This window comes from Streptosporangium longisporum (assembly GCF_039534895.1).
GTDB classification, from domain to species: Bacteria; Actinomycetota; Actinomycetes; order Streptosporangiales; family Streptosporangiaceae; genus Streptosporangium; species Streptosporangium longisporum.
The window spans coordinates 238610-255034 of record NZ_BAAAWD010000022.1 but is presented as its reverse complement, the minus strand read 5'-3'; the positions used below and the strand labels follow the sequence as shown (position 1 = coordinate 255034).

Below are 16425 nucleotides of genomic sequence, written 5' to 3'. Positions count from 1 at the left end.
GGGAACGGCACCGCGGATCAGCGGGGCGTGCCGGCCGGGGCCGCCGGCACGTCCCGGCTCCCGTAGTCCTTCAGGGTGATGGCGTTCGCCGTCTTCCGGATGCCCTTGGCGATCAGGCCCTTCCAGGGGACGTAGGGCAGGAGCCGGTAGTTCTGGTTGACGAACCAGGCCATGAACCGGCTGTCGGGGACCATCCACTTCCCCACCCCCTCTCCCGCCTTCTGGCAACCCTTCGCGTACTCGCGCACGGCCTCCTCGTAGCGGGCGAACCCCACGCGGTGGTTGCCCCCGGCGGCGGCCAGCTCCCCGGCGAGGACGTAGGCGCCGATCATGGACAGGCCGGTGCCCATGCCCGACAGCGGCGAGGCGCAGCAGGCCGCGTCCCCGAGCAGCGTCGTCCGGCCCCGCGACCAGGTGTCCATGTGCACCTGGCTGATCGAGTCGAAGTAGAAGTCCCCGGCGTCCTTCATCGCCTCCAGCAGCCGGGGCGTCTCCCAGCCGACCCCGGCGAACGCCTCGGCGAGGATCCTCTTCTGCCCTTCGACGTCGCGGCGGTCGTAGCTCAGCTCGGGGGAGGCGAAGTGGAACGTCGCCTTGGCCTCGGTGTTGCCCCGTGCGCTGTACATGCCGACGAGCTTGCCGGGGGTGTTGTGGACGAGGCCGGTGTGGTCGAGGTCCAGGTGGTTGGCGGTGGTGAAGATCGCGCAGTACAGGCCCATCTCCCTCACGAACCGCTCCTCGGGGCCGAACACCAGCGCCCGGACGTTGGAGTGCAGGCCGTCGGCCCCCACGACCAGGTCGAACGTGCGCGGTGCGCTCCGCTCGAAGGTGACCCGGACGCTCGTGCCGTCGTCGTCGATCGCGGTGACGGAGTCGTCGAAGATGTACTCGACGTGCTCGCGGGTGTGCTCGTACAGGATGCGTCCCAGGTCGCCGCGCAGGATCTCCAGGTCGCCGCTGAAGACGTCGGCGGGCATGTCGGCGAGTCTCCTGCCGGTCTCGTCGACGTACGTCATCGCGCCCATGTGCGTCTGCTCGCGCCGGATGTCGTCCAGGATTCCCATCCGGTCGAGCACTGTGAGGTGCGCCTCGCCACGGAAGTCGACCGCGTACCCGCCGTCGCGGACGCCCGGGGCACGCTCCACGACCGTCGGGGTGAAGCCGTGGCGGTGCAGCCAGTAGGCCAGCGCCGGACCGGCGACGCCGGCCCCCGAGATCAGGATGTCGGTGTTCTTGAGGTTCTTCGGGTTCTGCGGGCTCTTCGGGCGGGGTGTGGTGTGCATGGGACGAGCGTGTCGAAGGGCGCTCACCGCCCGCTCACCGCCGGCTCACCGCCCTCGACGCCGGCCCGCGAACCGGTGAGCGGGCATCGGCGCCCGCGCGCCGGCGGGCGGGTGCGGGCCGTGTGCGAGCCGGTGTGCGGGCGCTTTTCGGGTGTGAGCCGGTGTGCGGGCGCTCGTCGGGTGTGAGCCGGTGGCCGGTGCGGGCTCGTGCGGGTGCCGGTCAGCGTGGCGCGACCGGATCGCGGACGGCCAGGCCGCCGATCGGTGACGCCCGGACGACCGCCTCGGGGACACCGGCCAGGCGGAGCGCGTCCACCCCCGGCAGCCGCGAGCCCTCACGGTGGGCGTCGTCGTACCGCGTCCCGCCCAGCGCGGCCCGCGCGGCGGCGGCCGTACCGGAGACCTCGGGGTCGTCCTCGACGGCGATCCCGCGCAGGGCCACGGCCGCGCCGAGCAGCAGCGCGGCGGTCCGGGCGTCGCCCTGCTGCACGGCGATGCCCGCGAGGGCCTCGACCGGCCGGGCGCCCTCGGTGATCGCTCCCGTCTCCACCGCGACCCCGAGCGCCCGCAGGTGCAGGGCGCGGGCCTCCTCCAGGTCGCCCGCGGCCTCGGCGATCCTGCCGAGCCCGAGGAGCGCGCCCGCCCGGTTCCCCGCGCTCCTCACCCAGCCCGTCTCGAACCGTTCGAGGGCCTGCTCGTACAGCGCCCGCGCCCCGGCCAGGTCGCCCTCCAGCCGCGCGATGTCGCCGAGACCGCGCAACGCCGCGGCCAGGTAGGTGAGGCTGCCCGCGTGACGGGCGATCCCGGCGGCCCGCTCGTAGTCGGCGCGCGCCTTGCGCAGGCCGGTGCCGGCCGGGTCCTTCCCGATCCGCACCGCCTGGACGTGGTGGTCGGCCCGGCTGCAGAGCATGTCCGGGACGTCCTCGGCGGAGCCGAGCCGCTCGGTCAGGACGAGGGCCTCGTCGGTCAGGACGATCGCCTTCCCGGGATCGCCGCTCAGGGCGGCCAGACCGGCCAGCGCGTCCAGGGCCAGCGATGTCCCCCACCGGTCGCCCAGCGAGCGGAAGGCCTCGGCGGCCGAGGTGAACTCGTCCTCGGCCGCCGCCATCTCCCCGGCGCCGAGCAGCGGGTATCCCGACAGCAGGTGCGTCACGGCCCTCTCCCAGGGATCGTCGCTCGTCCGCCCGCGATCGATCAGCGACAGGGCGGCGCTCGGGTCCCCCGCCCCGGAAGTGATCATCGGCCAGAGGAGGGTGACGATCGGGTGGCGGTGCGGCCGGGCGGGATCGGCCACGATCGCCTCGGCCGTCGCCCGGTGACGCTCCCACGCCTGCCGGCCGGCCTCCCCGGACGCCGCCGCCAGCGCGCAGAGCACGTACTCCTCCCCGCGGTCCGGGGGCGGGTCGTCGCCGACCAGGTCCAGCAGGGCCGCCGCCGGTGCCGCCGCCAGGCCGCGCATGCCCCGCATCCACAGGTACGGCGACAGCCGGGCGAGCAGTTCGAGGGCGATCCCGGACTCCCCGGCCTCGACGGCCCGGCGCAGCGCGGCCTGGAGGTCGGCGTGCTCGGTGACCAGCGTCTCCAGCCACCGGAGCTGCTCCGAGCGCAGCAGGTGCGGGCCCGCGGCCCGCGCCAGTGCCAGGAAGTGCCCGGCGTGCGCGCGCCGCAGCGCCTCGGTCTCCCCGGCCTCCTCCAGCCGCTCGGCACAGTACGCGTGGATGGTGTCGAGCATCCGGTAGCGTCCGCCGCCGGCCTCCACCAGCGACCTGTCGGCCAGGGAGTCCAGCAGGTCCTCGGCGTCGGGCACCCCGCAGACCCGCGCCGCCGTCGCGGCGCTCGCGCCTCCGGCGAAGACCGTCAGGCGCCTGGCCATCGTCCTCTCGGGCTCCGACAGCAGGTCCCAGCTCCACTCCACGACCGCGCGCAGCGTGCGGTGCCTGGCGTCGGCCGTACGGCTGCCCCGTGACAGCAGGCGGAACCGGTCGTCCAGGCGGGCGGCGAGCTCGGCGAGCTCGTACGTGCGGGCCCTGGCGGCGGCCAGCTCGATGGCCAGCGGCAGCCCGTCGAGACCGAGGCAGATCCGCCGCACGTGCTCGGCCGCGGCCTCGTCCAGGACGAGACCGGGCCGTACGGCCGAGACCCGGTCGGTGAACAGCCGCGCGGCCGGGAGGGGGCCGAGCGGCCGGACCGGCCACAGGTTCTCGCCGGTGATGCCGAGCGGCTCCCGGCTGGTCGCCAGGACGCGCAGCCGCGGGCAGCCGGCGAGCAGCCGGGCGACCAGGTCCGCGACCGCCCCGACGACGTGCTCGCAGTTGTCCAGGACGAGCAGCGACGGCCTTGCGGCCAGCGCCGCGACCAGCCTGGCGGCGGGCTCGGCCGCGCCCGCCGGGGCGAGCAGCCCGCCCTCGCGCAGGCCGAGCGCGCCGAGCAGGACATGCGGCACCTGCCGCCCGTCGCGTACCGCCGCCAGCTCGACGAAGCAGACGTCCGGCAGCCCGCTCGCGACCTCGATCGACAGCCTGGTCTTGCCGGCCCCGCCGGGGCCGAGAAGGGTGACCAGGCGCGCGGTCCGAAGCCGCGCGGCGACCTCGGCGAGGTCCTCGGCGCGGCCCACGAAGCTGGTGAGCTGCGCCGGCGGGACGGGCGGTTCGTACGGTCTCTCGCCCCGCAGCAGCTCGCCGTGGAGGTCCGCGAGCTCGGCGGAGGGGTCGGCGCCGAGCTCGCCGGCCAGCAGCAGCCGCGTCTCCTCGAAGACGATCAGGGCCTCGGCCTGCCTGCCGCCCGCCTGCAGGGCCCGCATGAGCAGGCCGCGGAGCCGCTCCCGCAGCGGGTGCAGGGCGGTCAGTTCCTGAAGCTCCGGGACGGCGGCCCGGTGCTCGCCCCGCCGCAGGTCGGCCTCGATCCGGTCCTCCAGGGCGCCGAGCCTGCGCTCCTCCAGCCGCAGGGCCAGGGCCCGCACCGAGGAGGCGTCCGCGGCGTCGGCGAGCGCGGGTCCCCGCCACAGCTCCAGGCCCTCCCGCAGCAGCGCGGCGGCCCGCGCCGGGTCGCCGTCGCGCAGGGCGGCCCGTCCCTCGTCGGCCAGCAGCTCGAAACGGCGGGCGTCGAGCTCGCCGGGATCGACGGTGAGCCGGTAGCCGGACGGGACCGCCTCGATCCCGGCATGCCCGGCATGCCCGTCCAGCACCTGGCGCAGGCGCGACACCTGCGACTGCAGGGCGTGCGCCGCCCCGCCCGGCTGCCGCTCGCCGTACAGGTCGTCCACCAGGAGGTCGGCCGGCACGGTCTCACCGGCGCGGGCGAGCAGCAGGGTCAGCAGCGCCCGCCGGGCGGGTCCGCCGACGCGGACCTCGCCGCCGTCGTCGTCCCACACCCGCGTCGTCCCCAGGATTTCGAACCGCATGGGGCAATTGTCTTCCCTGGCGCGGCCTCGCGTGTTCTTTCGGGACCGGGGGGGACGGGTGCGCGGCGTCGTCCGTCCGCCCGCGTGTCCGTGCGTCCGTGTGTTCACGCGGCCGGGGACGGCGTGGCCGGGGACGGTGCTTCGCGAACGCCTGGGGTCTTCACGCACATGAGCGCGTGTCCGCGCGGCCGGGGACGGCGTGGCCGGGGAGGTGGTGCAGAGGCGTCCCGGCGGGTCCGGGCCCGCCGGGTGCGCCTCCGTGAGGGGAAGCGCGCCCTGGCGGGCGTGGGGGACCCGCCAGGACGCGTTCCGCTCCGGCGCGGCGGCGGAGGACCCCGGCGAGGGATGGGGTCCTCGGCCGCTAGTCGCGCGCGGAGTCTGTGGCGGTGAAGGCGCGGACCGCCTGGTCCGCCTCCTCCTCCGTGAGGTCGTCGCCGGGTGCGGGGGACCGGTAGTGCCGTGAGATGAGCCGGGCCGCGCCCACCGGGTCGTCCGCCGGATGGGTCGACTCGTGGCCGTCCTCGTTCCAGACGAACATCCCGTTCTTGCACCAGACGGTCAGCTCGGTCAGTACCGATAACACCGACATGCCGCTGGCGTTGCTCTGGTAGGTGTGCGTGAATCCCTGACGGTGCAACGCGTAGCGCAGGAGACGCGTCGCCTCGCGGGCATCGCGCAAGGGCAGATGTGGCGTACCCGTGCGGGCCGACAGCATCGGCCTCCACCCCCTCGCTGACCTTTCGATGGATTTGTACCAACGATTGGATGATGCGGGTCTTGGGAGGTTGGGTCAAGGGGCTGTTCCCCGCTAGAACCAGATCGTCTAGTTTTGTTGGCACAAAGGGGACTTAATGGCGCGGTCAACGCTGTATCAACTGGTGGCCTCCGACCTCCGGAGAACCATCTACTCCGGTGCGCTCGGGCCGGGAGATCAGCTGCCGACCGAGGCGGAACTCATGACCACCCACCAGGTGAGCCGCAACACCGTGCGGCTGGCCCTCGGCGAGCTGGTGAACGAGGGCCTGGTCACCCGCACCCCGCGCCGGGGCACCGTGGTGCGCGAACGCCGCCCGCTGCTCATGCACCCCCAGCGCGAGTTGCAGCCCCGGCCCGAGCGGGTCCGGGCGGACGGGGAGTACCGGGAGGCCTTCGCCTGGGCCGTCTCCCAGGAGGGGCGCGTGCCCAGCCAGGAGATCGAGGTCTCCATCGTGGAGCCGCCCGAGGAGATCGCCAGCAGGCTGGAGCTCGCCGACGAGGAGCTCGCCGTGGTCCGCCGCAGGCTGCGCTTCGTGGACGGCCAGCCGTACAACACCAACGACTCCTACTTCCCGCTCACGCTGGTCGCCGGCTCGGAGATCGCCCGGCCCGGGGACATCGTGCGGGGGGCCAACAAGGTCCTCGAGGAGCTCGGCCACCGGCAGGTGCGGGTGGTGGACGACATCTGGGCGCGGATGCCCAACAGCGCCGAGACCGAGCGGCTCCAGCTCCAGCTGGGCACGCCGGTCGTCGTCTACGTCCGGGTCGGCTACGACGAGGAGGACACCCCCGTCCGGGTGGCGATGTCCGTCCTGCCGGCGGACAAGCACCTGATCAGGTACGAGCTGGAAAGCCGTTGACGTCTCCGTGACCGCCCGCACGGGCCGGCCCTGGCTCCGCCCGCGACGCGGGCGACCACCGGGCCGCGTCCGACGGGCGCCCGGACACCACCCGTCCCTCCCCGGGCTCCTCCCCCTCCCCGCGATCCCGCCGGACCGCATGGCGCTTCCCGCGGCCCGCTCGCGCCTCACGATCCCGCGGCCTCCCGCCTTCCCGGGCACCCCGGCCCCCGGACCTCCCGGACCCCCCGCGGCCTTCCCGGGCTCCCTGGCCTCCCCGGGCTCCCCGCGCTCCCCGGCCTTCGAGCCCCCCACGGCCTTTCCGGCCCCCGGACCCCCAGCGGCCTCTCCGGGCCCCGCGCCCTGCGCGATCTCCGCGATCTCCCCGATCGCCCCGAGTCCCTAGGCATCCGCCTGGTCCGGCACGGACTCCGTGCGTCGTCGTACGGGCACGCTCCGTGTCATCTCGTGTACCGACCGCAACGAAGGGAAGAACCATGCACTCGAACACCGCCGGTCTCACCACCGCGCGTCCGCTCACGCTGCGCCGGGCCACCGGCGGCGACCTCGACGGGGTGCTCGCGCTCCTCGCCGAGACCGCCGCCTGGCTGAACCGCCGTGGCGTACGGCAGTGGCCCGCCGGGGGCTTCCCCGCCGGCCGCATCGCCCCGCTGATCGACGCGGGGACCCTCTACCTGCTGGAGGGCCAGGACGGGCCCGCCGCCACCCTCGCGCTGGACGGTCACGCCGACCCCGAGTTCTGGGCCCCCGCCGACGACCCGGGCGCGGCGCTCTACGTCCACAAGCTGGCGGTGGCGCGCGACCACTCCGGCAGGGGGCTCGGGGAGGCCCTCCTGGACTGGGCGGGCCTGCGGGTCCTGTCCTTGGGAAAGAGATGGCTCCGGCTTGACTGCTCCAAGGACAACCCGGGCCTGCAGGGCTACTATCGGGGGCAGCGTTTCACGCACCTCCGCACGGTCGACCTGCCGCACCGCGCGTCCGGCGCCCTGTTCCAGCGGCCGGGAGGTCTGCGTGGTCGCGCGTCCGGTCTGGAGCTGCCCTTCTCGGACCGTCGCGGGGCACCCGTCCCCGAGCACGTCTGAACCGGGGCGGTACAGGACAAAGGCATCGGATAGCCTCCATTCATGACCGGATCCTTGCTTGAGGTGATCACGCTCAACGTGCGTGACGCCGTCGCGGCCGAAGCCGGCGGCGCCGACCGTCTGGAGGTCGTCGCGGACATGGCCTCCGACGGTCTCACCCCGGCGGCGGAGACGGTCGCGGCGATCGCCAAGGAGTCCGCGCTGCCGCAGATGGTCATGCTGCGCGGGGAGGCCTCGTTCCTGGCCACGCCCGAGTCGCTGAAGGCCCTGAGCCGTGAGGCCAGGGCCCTGGCGGACGCGGGCGCGGCCGGGTTCGTGTTCGGTTTCCTGGACGGGTCGGGGGCGGTCGACCTGGCCGCCACCGAGGCGCTCATCCACGCGGTGGCGCCGCTGCCGTGGACCTTCCACCGGGCGGTGGACCACGCGGCCGACACCCAGGCGAGCTGGCGGGCCGTCCGCCTGCTGCCCAACCTCGCCACCGTCCTCACCGCGGGCGCCCCCGGCGGCATCGGGTACGGGCTGTCGACGATCAAGACCCGGTGCGAGGCCGGCGACGGCCCGCTGATCATGGCGGGCGGCGGGCTCCGCCCGCGCTACGTCAGGACGCTCCTGGAGTACGGCGTGCGCGCCTTCCACGTCGGCAGCGCCGTGCGGGCCTCCTGGTCCGACCCGGTCGAGGTCCGGCGGGTCCGCGAGTGGCGCGCCATGATCGACTAACCCTCCGTCCCTCCCGCGCCCGGATCCGTCCCTCCCGCGCCCGGATCCGTCCCTCCCGCGCCAGGACCGGAGGGCCGGACGTCGCCCAGGACCAGGTCGGCGCGGCGCAGGGCCGCGATCATCGTCGTGATCGTGGCGGGCTCGTCCATCACGCCCCCACCCGCGTCGCGACGCTCCTGCCAGGCCCGTACCCGGCGGGCGTACTCCCCGTGGCGGGACAGGTGGAAGGCGTAGACCGCGGCGTACCGGCTGACCAGGTGGGAGGGGTGCATGTCCCAGCCCTGCGGGAAGCCGTGCGCCAGGGAGTGCCCGACCAGCCGCGCGTGGCGCCGCCACAGCCCGCGTACCGCCGGGCCGTCGTCCGAGGCCGGGGTCGCGGCCAGCGAGCCGTCCGACAGCTCCACCCCGGTCCCGGCGAAGACGGTCTGCATGACGTGCCGGGCGTGGTCGCACGCGGGGTGGTCCAGCCGCTGCTCGTGCGGGGGCAGCCCGCAGCTCGCGGTGTAGTCGAAGACGCCGAAGTGCGCCGCGGCCAGCCTGCCGTCCAGGGCGGTGACCAGCCCGGCGTCGAGGAACCGTACCGTCTGCGGCGCCTCCACCTGGATCTCGAACCGCAACCGTCCCCGGTCCAGGCCCAGCCCGTCCTCCAGCGCCCCCAGGCAGTCGGCGAACTGGTGCAGGTACGCCCTCATCAGGACCTTGGGGAAGGTGACCGTGAACCCCTTCGGTAGGTGCCCGGCCCGCTCCATGACACCGGTGAGGAGACCGTCCAGGGTCCGCAGGGAGCGGACCGGGTCGCCGTCGGCGAACGACTTCACCCGGAGCCCCCAGCGGCGGGGGAGCGTCCCGTCCGCGTCCATGGCCGCGATCGCCCCGGCGGCGGCCGAGACGTGGCCGTCCTCCTCGCCGGGACGCACCCCGTAGCCGTCCTCGAAGTCGACGCGCAGGTCCTCGACGGGCTCGCGGCCCAGCTTGGCGGCCACCCTCGCGTGCACCTCCCCGGCGAGGTCCCCGGCGGACGGCCCGGCGGCGCCGCCCGGCACCGGGCCGATGGCCGCATCGAGGACCGGATCGACGACCGGGCCGAGGATCGCCGCCAGCTCGCCCTGCGGCAGGTGCCGCCGGAACAGCTCCAGCGCGGCCTGACCCCAGGCGCGCACCGTCCCGGCGCCGAACCGGTCGGCCGGGACGTAGACGGTGTGCACCGGCTGCCACCCGGCGGGCCGGTACGGGTACAGCGCGCGCTGCTCGCGGTGGACCCGCTCGAAGTCCGGGATAAGGGCGGACGGGTCGGCGAGCGTGACGCGCATGCTGGTGCTCCTCCTGGTCGTACCGACGGTCACCGGCCGTAGGCGGTCCGCATGGCGGCGAGCCCGAGGAGCTTGACCCGCTCGCCCCGGTCGAGGGACCTGGCCAGCGCGGTCTCGGCGGCCTCGATGGCCAGCCAGTGCTCGTAGGTGACCGGTGAGACGTCCCGCGCGGCCAGCAGGTCGTCCAGGTCCGCGCGGCGTACCGGCTCGCGGTCGGCCAGATCGGCCAGCAGGGTGCGGACCGTCTCGGCGGCGTCGGACTTGTTGGTGCCGATCACGCCGGTCGGGCCGCGCTTGAGCCAGCCCGCGACGTACTCGCGGTCGCGGACCCGCCCGGCCTCGTTCGGCACGGTCATGGTGGTCTCGGAGAAGGGGACGCCGGGCAGCGGGACGCTGCGGTACCCGACCGAGCGCAGCACCATGCCCACCGGAAGGGTCTCGAACTCGCCGGTGCCGGTCACCCGGCCGTCCACCAGCCGGGTCCGCTCCAGCCTGAGGGCCTCCACCCGCCCGTCGCCCAGGATCTCCACCGGGCGCATCCAGAACCGCACCTCCACCCGGCGGGGACGGCCGGCCGGAGCGCGACCGGCCCAGCCCTGCAGCACCTCGACGTTCCCCCGGATCTGCCGGGACGCCGCCGAGACGTCCGCGGCGCACTCGTCGCGCCGCACCCGCACGTCGGCGTTGGCCAGCTCGCCCAGCTCCCGCAGCTCCTTGAGGGTGAACTTGGCGTGCTCGGGCCCGCGGCGGCCGATCATGTGGACGACCTTCACCTCGCTGGCCGCCAGCCGGGACAGCACGTCCTCGGGGACGTCGGTGGCGCGCAGCTCGTCGGCGGTCTTGGCCAGGACGCGCACCACGTCGACCGCCACGTTGCCCACGCCGATCACCGCGACCTCGGGGCTGTCCAGGACGAACCGGTCGGCGGGCATGTCGGGGTGGCCGCAGTACCAGTTGACGAAGTCGGTGGCGGCCACGCTGCCGGGCAGGTCCTCGCCGGGGATGCCCATCCTGCGGTCCAGCATCGCGCCGGTGCAGTAGACCACGGCGTCGTAGCAGTCGAGCAGGTCGGCCACGTCGACGTCCTTGCCGAGCTCCACGCCGCCGAGGAAGCGCACCTGCGGCATCTCCAGCACCCCGCGCAGGTACCCCGCGATCGACTTGATCGAGGTGTGGTCGGGGGCGACGCCGTACCGCACCAGCCCGTACGGCGTGGGGAGCCGTTCCAGCACGTCCACCTCGAGGGGCACGACGGCCTGTTTGATCAGCGCCTCGGCCGTGTAGATCCCGGCGGGCCCTGACCCGATGATCGCGACTCGCAGTGACACATCGCCTCCTCGGCGTTGGATGTCATGAACGCGATTCCCCGTCCGATTCTGTATCACCGCGGGGCCGGGCTGCCAGCCTCGCGCGCAGTGCGTTCTCGTCGATCTTCCCGCCGGCGGTGACGGGCGGCGAGCCCCCGCCGCGATCACCCGCCCGGACGCCCTGTGGACGGGCGGCGGACGGCGTCGCGAGGCCCTGACCGCGCGGGGGAGAGGTCCGGGGAGGAAGGGGCGCCAGGACGACTTGACCAAGCGTCCGCTTTCTTTGTGAAACTTGGCCTGCTTTAGGTGTTACCGCAGGTCAGATATACTTCCCATGGCCACGAGCAAACATGATCGGGGGATCAGTGGCTTTGGTTGAACATGACTCCGTCCTTGACTTCGCGGCCGGGGACCGCCGGGATCGCCTCATTCTCCGGCACATCGTCCTCTCGCTCTTCGCGGGGATGCTGCTCGGCGGCGTCGGGGCCCTCCTGCTCTCCGGGCCCGAAGTTGTGCACACCCTTTACAACCCCTACGCCTACATCCTGCTCGTCGTCGTCATCGGGCGGACCGCGGTCGGATTCGGGTGGGCGGTCCTGTCCGGCATGCTGGCCACCTTCGGGACCATCCTGTCGCTGCTGCTCGCCACCGGTTTCCGCTCGGGGACCTGGTCGATGAGCCTCGGAGGCGACGGCACCGCGGTGAACCTCATGATCGCCAAGCTCGTGGCGATCGGTGTCCTGTCCTACCTCGCCAAACGCCGTGACCGCTGGGGGGACCTGGCGGCGGGCGGGGCGGCCGGGCTGGCCCTGCTCAGCGGCATCGACAGGGCGCTGCCCGGCGCGGCGGACCACGTCCCCGGCTTCCTGCCGTGGGACGCCCTGATCATGACCGCCCTGGTGGGTGGGATGATCCTCTCCCTGGGCCGTGGCTGCGACCGGTTCTGCTCCGGTGCGGTCGCGCTGGTCCTCGGGGCCTCGTACTTCGTCTTCCTGGCCGGTCTCTGATTCCTGGCCGGTCTCTGAGGCGGCTCCCGGCGCGGTCCCGCCGGACGGGTCCCCGGAGCCCGTCCCGGAAGCGGACCTTCACGGTGGATCCCGGCCCCGGCTCCGTCGCGGCCCCGCAACGATCCCCTGGCGGTCAGGGAAGGGGCCCGGATGCCGCCGACCGCCGACAATGGGCTTGCGGTACTCGATAGCCTGTAGAACACCGATTCCCGCTAGCTAGGAGTAGCCGTGCTGCTGCGCATGTCGTCGCTGTTTCTTCGAACGCTGAGGGACGACCCGGCAGACGCGGAAGTCCCGAGCCACAAGCTGCTCGTCCGCGCCGGATACGTCCGCCGCGTCGCGCCCGGCGTCTACTCCTGGCTGCCGCTCGGCAAGAGGGTCCTGGAGAACGTCACCCGCGTCGTGCGCGAGGAGATGGACCGGATGGGCGGGCAGGAGGTGCTCTTCCCCGCGCTGCTGCCCCGCGAGTACTACGAGGCCACCGGCCGCTGGACCGAGTACGGCGACACGCTCTTCCGCCTCAAGGACCGCAAGGGCGCCGACTACCTGCTCGGCCCCACCCACGAGGAGATGTTCACCGACATGGTCAAGGGGGAGTACTCCTCCTACAAGGACTACCCGGTGACCCTCTACCAGATCCAGACGAAGTACCGCGACGAGGCCCGTCCCCGCGCCGGCATCCTGCGCGGCCGCGAGTTCGTCATGAAGGACTCCTACTCCTTCGACCTCGACGACGAGGGCCTCAAGCGCTCCTACGAGCGCCACCGCGAGGCCTACATCGCCACCTTCGACCGGCTCGGCATCACGTACAAGATCTGCTTCGCCACCTCCGGCGCGATGGGCGGGTCGGCCTCCGAGGAGTTCCTCGCCCCCGCCGAGACCGGTGAGGACACCTTCGTGGCCTGCCACGCGTGCGGGTACGCGGCCAACGCCGAGGCCGTCGTGACCCCCGCACCGGCCGCCGAGGACGCCGGGGCGGCCGACCGGCCCGCCATGCGGGTGCTCGACACCCCCGGCACCCCGACCATCGAGTCGCTGGTCGAGTACGTCAACACCCACCACGGCCTGGGCATCACCGCCGCCCAGACGCTCAAGAACATCGTGGTCAAGGTGACCGTCCCCGGTTCCGGCAAGACCGAGACCCTGATCGTCGGCGTGCCCGGGGACCGGGAGATCGACTTCAAGCGGCTGGAGGCCTCCCTGGCCCCCGGCGAGCCTGCCATCTTCGAGGCCGAGGACTTCGCCAGGCACCCCGGCCTGGTCCGCGGCTACATCGGCCCGCAGGTCCTGAAGGATCTCGGCATCCGCTACCTGGTCGACCCCCGCGTGGTCGACGGCACCGCCTGGGTGACCGGCGCCAACGAGCCCGGCAGGCACGCCGCGGACGTCGTCGCCGGCCGTGACTTCACGGCCGACGGCACCATCGAGGCCGCCGAGGTCCGCGAGGGCGACGCCTGCCCGGTCTGCGGCTCGGGCCTGTCCATCGACCGCGGCATCGAGATCGGCCACATCTTCCAGCTCGGCCGCAAGTACGCCGACGCCGCCAGGCTCGACGCCCTCGGCCCCGACGGCAAGCCGATCCGGATCACCACGGGCTCCTACGGCATCGGCGTCTCCCGGGCCGTGGCCGTGCTGGTCGAGCAGCGCCACGACGAGCTCGGCCTGCTGTGGCCGCGTGAGATCGCCCCCGCCGACGTCCACGTCGTCGGCACCGGCAAGGACGGCCAGGTCGAGGCCGCCGTCAAGATCGCCGAGGAGCTCCAGGGACGCGGCCTGCGCGTCCTGGTGGACGACCGGGCCGGTGTCTCGCCGGGCGTGAAGTTCAAGGACGCGGAGCTGCTCGGCATGCCGACGATCCTGATCGTCGGCCGCGGCCTGACCCAGGGCGTGGTGGAGCTGCGCGACCGCGCCACCGGCGTCAAGGAGGAGATCCCGCTCACCGAGGCCGTCGACCGCGTCGTGGCGGCCTGCCAGGAGTGACCCCGCGGGCCGGGGACGGGCGGGCGTGGGCACGCCCCCGTGCCCGGTCGCGTGCCCGGCCGTGTGCCCCGGGCCCGTCGTGACCGCGGCCGGAAATCCGGCATATGAACGCCGAAGGGGCGGCTCCCCGCGCGGGGAGCCGCCCCTTCGGCGTCGGTGCGCCGAATCGTTCGTGTGCCGGACCCGTTCGCGTACCGGGCGGTCGTTGTCGTGCCCGGCCGCGGTGTTCGCGGGCCCGTCAGTAATGGTGGTGATGGCGGGAACGGCCACCGATCGTCTTGCCCACGTGGAACCCGCCCGGCAGGTTGACGGTCACGTACTTGCGACCGTCAGGGGTTCTCGTGACGTGGAATCTGCGGTTGCCGAAACTCTGCCCCACCCCTCGCGGGGACAGGTCGATCCGGAAGGGACCGACTTTGATCGACTTCCTGTAACCCCAGCCCATTGTTCCCCCTCGATCTCGTGATCTGTAAGGAGAACGACCCGCGTCCGCCGTGGGTTCCCGCAAGGACGGATCAGCGCTTGGAACCGCCGCTCAGCGTCTTGCGCCAGTGGAAGCCGCCGGGCAGGTTGACGGTGAGCGTGCGCCGTCCGTCGGCCGTCTTGGTGACCCGGAAACCGCGGCCTCCGACGCTGTGTCCCACTCCACTCCGCGAAAGGTTAAGACGGAACGGACCGAACTTCATGGATTTTCGGTATCCCCAGCCCATTGTTTCCTCCTCGACGTGTTCGCGACGATTGAGCTACCCGGTATTCCCCGGTCAAACGTGACCGGAAGCCGTCGCGGCGACCGTCACGGGCCGGTTCTCCCTTTCGCTCCGCGCTGACCAGCGCCTTTCTCTCCGTCACCGGAAATCATGCTTTTTCCGGAAAGGCGGCTGATCGGAGGGGCGAGGGCCGCCACGGGGTCAGGAGGGGGCGCCGGGGGTGCGGAGGGCACCGGGGACGACGGGGACGCGCCTCCGGGTCCGGACGGCATGCCGGGGAACGCGTCGATCTCCGGGCGGAGGCTGTAGGACCGGGTGGCGCACTCCTGCATGGCCAGCGCCGCCATCGTGCGCAGGGCCGTGTCCGCGGAGGCCGCCAGCTCCAGGTAGGCGCCGGTCACGCCCCGCTCGACCAGCACGGCCAGCTCCACCGCCTGGGCCGCGGTGGAGGGGGTGACCGGGAGCTCGTAGGCCGCGTTCGGCTCGGCGGGCGTGCCCCCCGCGGCGACGATCATGGAGCGGAGGCGGTCACGCCGGGCGCGGTGGGCGTTGTAGGCCGCGGTCGTCGCGGCGCGCAGGCCGCCGGTGGTCCTGGCCGCGATGACCCCGTAGGCGTACACGGCGGCGTACTCGGCCGCCAGGGCGGCCTCCAGCCCCCGCTCGGCCCGCCGCGCCGCGCCCGCCCCGGACTCGCCCGCCCCGGACGCGCCGGTCCCGGACGCACCGGCCCTCACGACGTCCTCCCGTCACTCCGGGTCACTCCGCGGGGCGCGCTCACAGCGACCTCGGCAGGGCCACGGCGTGCGCGGCCTCGCAGGCGCCCATGGAGGCGATCAGCTGGGCCAGCGGGGGCGAGGCCCCGGCGATCTGCCGGACCCGTGAGGCCGCGGCTTTGCGCTCCAAGTCGCGCAGGGACCGCAGCGAGGCCCTGCCGCCCCGGGCGGGGCCGCCGGACGGCGTGGGCGACGCCCCCGGCGGCGACGCGGCGGCGGAGGGAGCGGCCGGGGGCGTCCGGTCGGCGGGTGGCAGGCGGCGGCGGAGCTCGGCCAGGTGGGCCTCGTGCCGCTGCCGGAAGGGCGTCAGCCGCTCCGAGGCGGCCGAGGCGTACAGCGCCACGGCCCGTTCCTTGCCCGCGATCAGCTCCCGCAGCAGCACCGTCTCGGGATCGGGCGGCACCGGCCTCCCGGTCGCGGGCCCCGCGGCCTTCTCGGCCGCGCATCCCGCCGTCACCGCGACGGTCACCCCCAGGGCGCCGCCCCGCAGCAGGACGCGCCGGGAGACGGAACGCACGGACGACCTCCGGTTCTCTGTCGGCTTCTGTGTCGGCGGCTGAGGCACCTAGCATCGTACGGGCAGCCGGGAGATTGGAATAATGGCACTCACCTCGCTTCTCGGGCGGCTGCGCCACACCGAGTGGCGCTGTTTCTACGCCCTGGTGTGGATAGGCTGGTTAATCGCATGGGCGAGGTCCGCCCGGCTGAGATCGTGACAATGGGAGGTCGGCATGGGCAGCGCCACATCCCGCGACCGCCTGATGAAGCTTCTGGAACCTGTCGCCGAAGCCGAAGGGCTCGACCTGGAGGACGTCACGGTCACCCCGGCGGGCAAGCGGCGGCTGCTGCGCGTCGTCGTCGACCGTGACGGAGGCGTCAGCCTCGACGACGTCGCGGAGGTCAGCCTCGCGGTCTCCGCGGCGCTGGACGCCGACGACGCGATGGGGGCCACCCCGTACGTGCTGGAGGTCTCCTCTCCGGGGGTCGACCGCCCCCTCACCGAGCCGCGCCACTGGCGCCGCGCGGTGAAGCGGCTGGTCAAGGCCGACCTGAAGGACGGCACCGTGGCGGAGGGCCGGATCGTCGCCACCGACGAGACCGGCGTGGAGCTGGACGTCGGCGGCGCACCGCGCCGCATCGACTATGAAGACCTGACCCGAGGACGGGTTCAGGTGGAATTCCGCCGGCTCGACGACGCCGAAGACGACGGCGAAGACGGCGACGAGGGCTAAGGGGGAAGCCT

15 protein-coding genes are annotated in these 16425 nt (G+C 73.6%); 6 read left to right on the top strand and 9 right to left on the bottom strand.

The window, feature by feature from the left end; genetic code table 11:
• Positions 1–17: 17 nt before the first annotated feature.
• From ABD832_RS36490 to ABD832_RS36480, 3 genes are all read right to left on the bottom strand, one after another.
• Complete coding sequence (locus tag ABD832_RS36490; protein WP_344905333.1) at positions 18–1283, bottom strand: FAD-dependent monooxygenase; 1266 nt, start codon at positions 1281–1283, stop codon at positions 18–20.
• Positions 1284–1503: 220 nt separating this feature from the next.
• Positions 1504–4683, bottom strand: coding sequence for an AfsR/SARP family transcriptional regulator (locus ABD832_RS36485; RefSeq protein ID WP_344905329.1), 3180 nt, complete (start codon positions 4681–4683; stop codon positions 1504–1506).
• Between the two features lie 361 nt (positions 4684–5044).
• Entirely contained in the window at positions 5045–5362 is a 318-nt protein-coding gene (locus ABD832_RS36480; RefSeq protein WP_344905326.1) for a hypothetical protein, read from the bottom strand.
• Between the two features lie 172 nt (positions 5363–5534).
• Between ABD832_RS36480 and ABD832_RS36475 the strand changes: the two genes are divergently transcribed.
• The 3 genes from ABD832_RS36475 to ABD832_RS36465 all read left to right on the top strand — a co-directional run bounded on the left by ABD832_RS36475 (position 5535) and on the right by ABD832_RS36465 (position 8098).
• Positions 5535–6299, top strand: a complete 765-nt coding sequence (locus tag ABD832_RS36475) for a GntR family transcriptional regulator (RefSeq protein WP_344905322.1) — start codon at positions 5535–5537, stop codon at positions 6297–6299.
• Positions 6300–6775: 476 nt separating this feature from the next.
• Complete coding sequence (locus tag ABD832_RS36470; RefSeq protein WP_344905319.1) at positions 6776–7381, top strand: GNAT family N-acetyltransferase; 606 nt, start codon at positions 6776–6778, stop codon at positions 7379–7381.
• Between the two features lie 42 nt (positions 7382–7423).
• A complete protein-coding gene (locus tag ABD832_RS36465; RefSeq protein WP_344905316.1) occupies positions 7424–8098 on the top strand; it encodes a copper homeostasis protein CutC in 675 nt (224 codons plus the stop codon).
• Here ABD832_RS36465 and ABD832_RS36460 read toward each other — a convergent pair.
• The gene (locus ABD832_RS36460) at positions 8095–9408 is read right to left on the bottom strand and encodes a DUF6986 family protein (protein ID WP_344905314.1); all 1314 of its coding nucleotides are present in this window, start codon (positions 9406–9408) and stop codon (positions 8095–8097) included. The genes ABD832_RS36465 and ABD832_RS36460 overlap by 4 nt on opposite strands.
• Positions 9409–9437: 29 nt before the next feature.
• Positions 9438–10736 carry an FAD-dependent oxidoreductase gene (locus tag ABD832_RS36455; RefSeq protein ID WP_344905311.1) on the bottom strand — a complete coding sequence of 433 codons (1299 nt, stop codon included), beginning with the start codon at positions 10734–10736 and terminating at the stop codon, positions 9438–9440.
• Positions 10737–11086: 350 nt separating this feature from the next.
• On the opposite strand from ABD832_RS36455, the gene ABD832_RS36450 reads away from it, so the two are divergent.
• Together ABD832_RS36450 and ABD832_RS36445 are read left to right on the top strand one after the other, a co-directional pair.
• Positions 11087–11722, top strand: coding sequence for a hypothetical protein (locus ABD832_RS36450; protein ID WP_344905308.1), 636 nt, complete (start codon positions 11087–11089; stop codon positions 11720–11722).
• Between the two features lie 228 nt (positions 11723–11950).
• Positions 11951–13702 (top strand): proline--tRNA ligase, encoded by a 1752-nt coding sequence (locus tag ABD832_RS36445; RefSeq protein WP_344905306.1) that lies wholly within the window; start codon positions 11951–11953, stop codon positions 13700–13702.
• Between the two features lie 238 nt (positions 13703–13940).
• Here ABD832_RS36445 and ABD832_RS36440 read toward each other — a convergent pair whose 3' ends face one another.
• The 4 genes from ABD832_RS36440 to ABD832_RS36425 all read right to left on the bottom strand — a co-directional run bounded on the left by ABD832_RS36440 (position 13941) and on the right by ABD832_RS36425 (position 15699).
• Positions 13941–14147 carry a DUF4236 domain-containing protein gene (locus ABD832_RS36440; RefSeq protein WP_344905303.1) on the bottom strand — a complete coding sequence of 69 codons (207 nt, stop codon included), beginning with the start codon at positions 14145–14147 and terminating at the stop codon, positions 13941–13943.
• A gap of 70 nt (positions 14148–14217) precedes the next feature.
• Positions 14218–14412: a DUF4236 domain-containing protein gene (locus tag ABD832_RS36435; RefSeq protein WP_344905301.1), complete on the bottom strand. Its 195-nt coding sequence runs from the start codon at positions 14410–14412 to the stop codon at positions 14218–14220.
• An 83-nt stretch (positions 14413–14495) separates the two neighbouring features.
• Positions 14496–15143 carry a ferritin-like domain-containing protein gene (locus tag ABD832_RS36430; protein WP_344905298.1) on the bottom strand — a complete coding sequence of 216 codons (648 nt, stop codon included), beginning with the start codon at positions 15141–15143 and terminating at the stop codon, positions 14496–14498.
• Positions 15144–15183: 40 nt separating this feature from the next.
• The gene (locus ABD832_RS36425) at positions 15184–15699 is read right to left on the bottom strand and encodes a hypothetical protein (protein ID WP_344905296.1); all 516 of its coding nucleotides are present in this window, start codon (positions 15697–15699) and stop codon (positions 15184–15186) included.
• Positions 15700–15913: 214 nt separating this feature from the next.
• On the opposite strand from ABD832_RS36425, the gene rimP reads away from it, so the two are divergent.
• Positions 15914–16414: a ribosome maturation factor RimP gene (gene rimP / locus ABD832_RS36420; protein WP_344905293.1), complete on the top strand. Its 501-nt coding sequence runs from the start codon at positions 15914–15916 to the stop codon at positions 16412–16414.
• Positions 16415–16425 lie beyond the last annotated feature (11 nt).

What these genes read in the sequence shown, in the direction of transcription:
- ABD832_RS36435 (WP_344905301.1), bottom strand. Translation starts at nt 14,412, where the DNA reads ATGGGCTGGGGATACCGAAAATCCATGAAGTTCGGTCCGTTCCGTCTT.
- ABD832_RS36440 (WP_344905303.1), bottom strand. Translation starts at nt 14,147, where the DNA reads ATGGGCTGGGGTTACAGGAAGTCGATCAAAGTCGGTCCCTTCCGGATC.
- ABD832_RS36465 (WP_344905316.1), top strand. Translation starts at nt 7,424, where the DNA reads ATGACCGGATCCTTGCTTGAGGTGATCACGCTCAACGTGCGTGACGCC.
- ABD832_RS36460 (WP_344905314.1), bottom strand. Translation starts at nt 9,408, where the DNA reads ATGCGCGTCACGCTCGCCGACCCGTCCGCCCTTATCCCGGACTTCGAG.
- ABD832_RS36485 (WP_344905329.1), bottom strand. Translation starts at nt 4,683, where the DNA reads ATGCGGTTCGAAATCCTGGGGACGACGCGGGTGTGGGACGACGACGGC.
- ABD832_RS36475 (WP_344905322.1), top strand. Translation starts at nt 5,535, where the DNA reads ATGGCGCGGTCAACGCTGTATCAACTGGTGGCCTCCGACCTCCGGAGA.
- ABD832_RS36490 (WP_344905333.1), bottom strand. Translation starts at nt 1,283, where the DNA reads ATGCACACCACACCCCGCCCGAAGAGCCCGCAGAACCCGAAGAACCTC.
- rimP (WP_344905293.1), top strand. Translation starts at nt 15,914, where the DNA reads ATGGGCAGCGCCACATCCCGCGACCGCCTGATGAAGCTTCTGGAACCT.
- ABD832_RS36470 (WP_344905319.1), top strand. Translation starts at nt 6,776, where the DNA reads ATGCACTCGAACACCGCCGGTCTCACCACCGCGCGTCCGCTCACGCTG.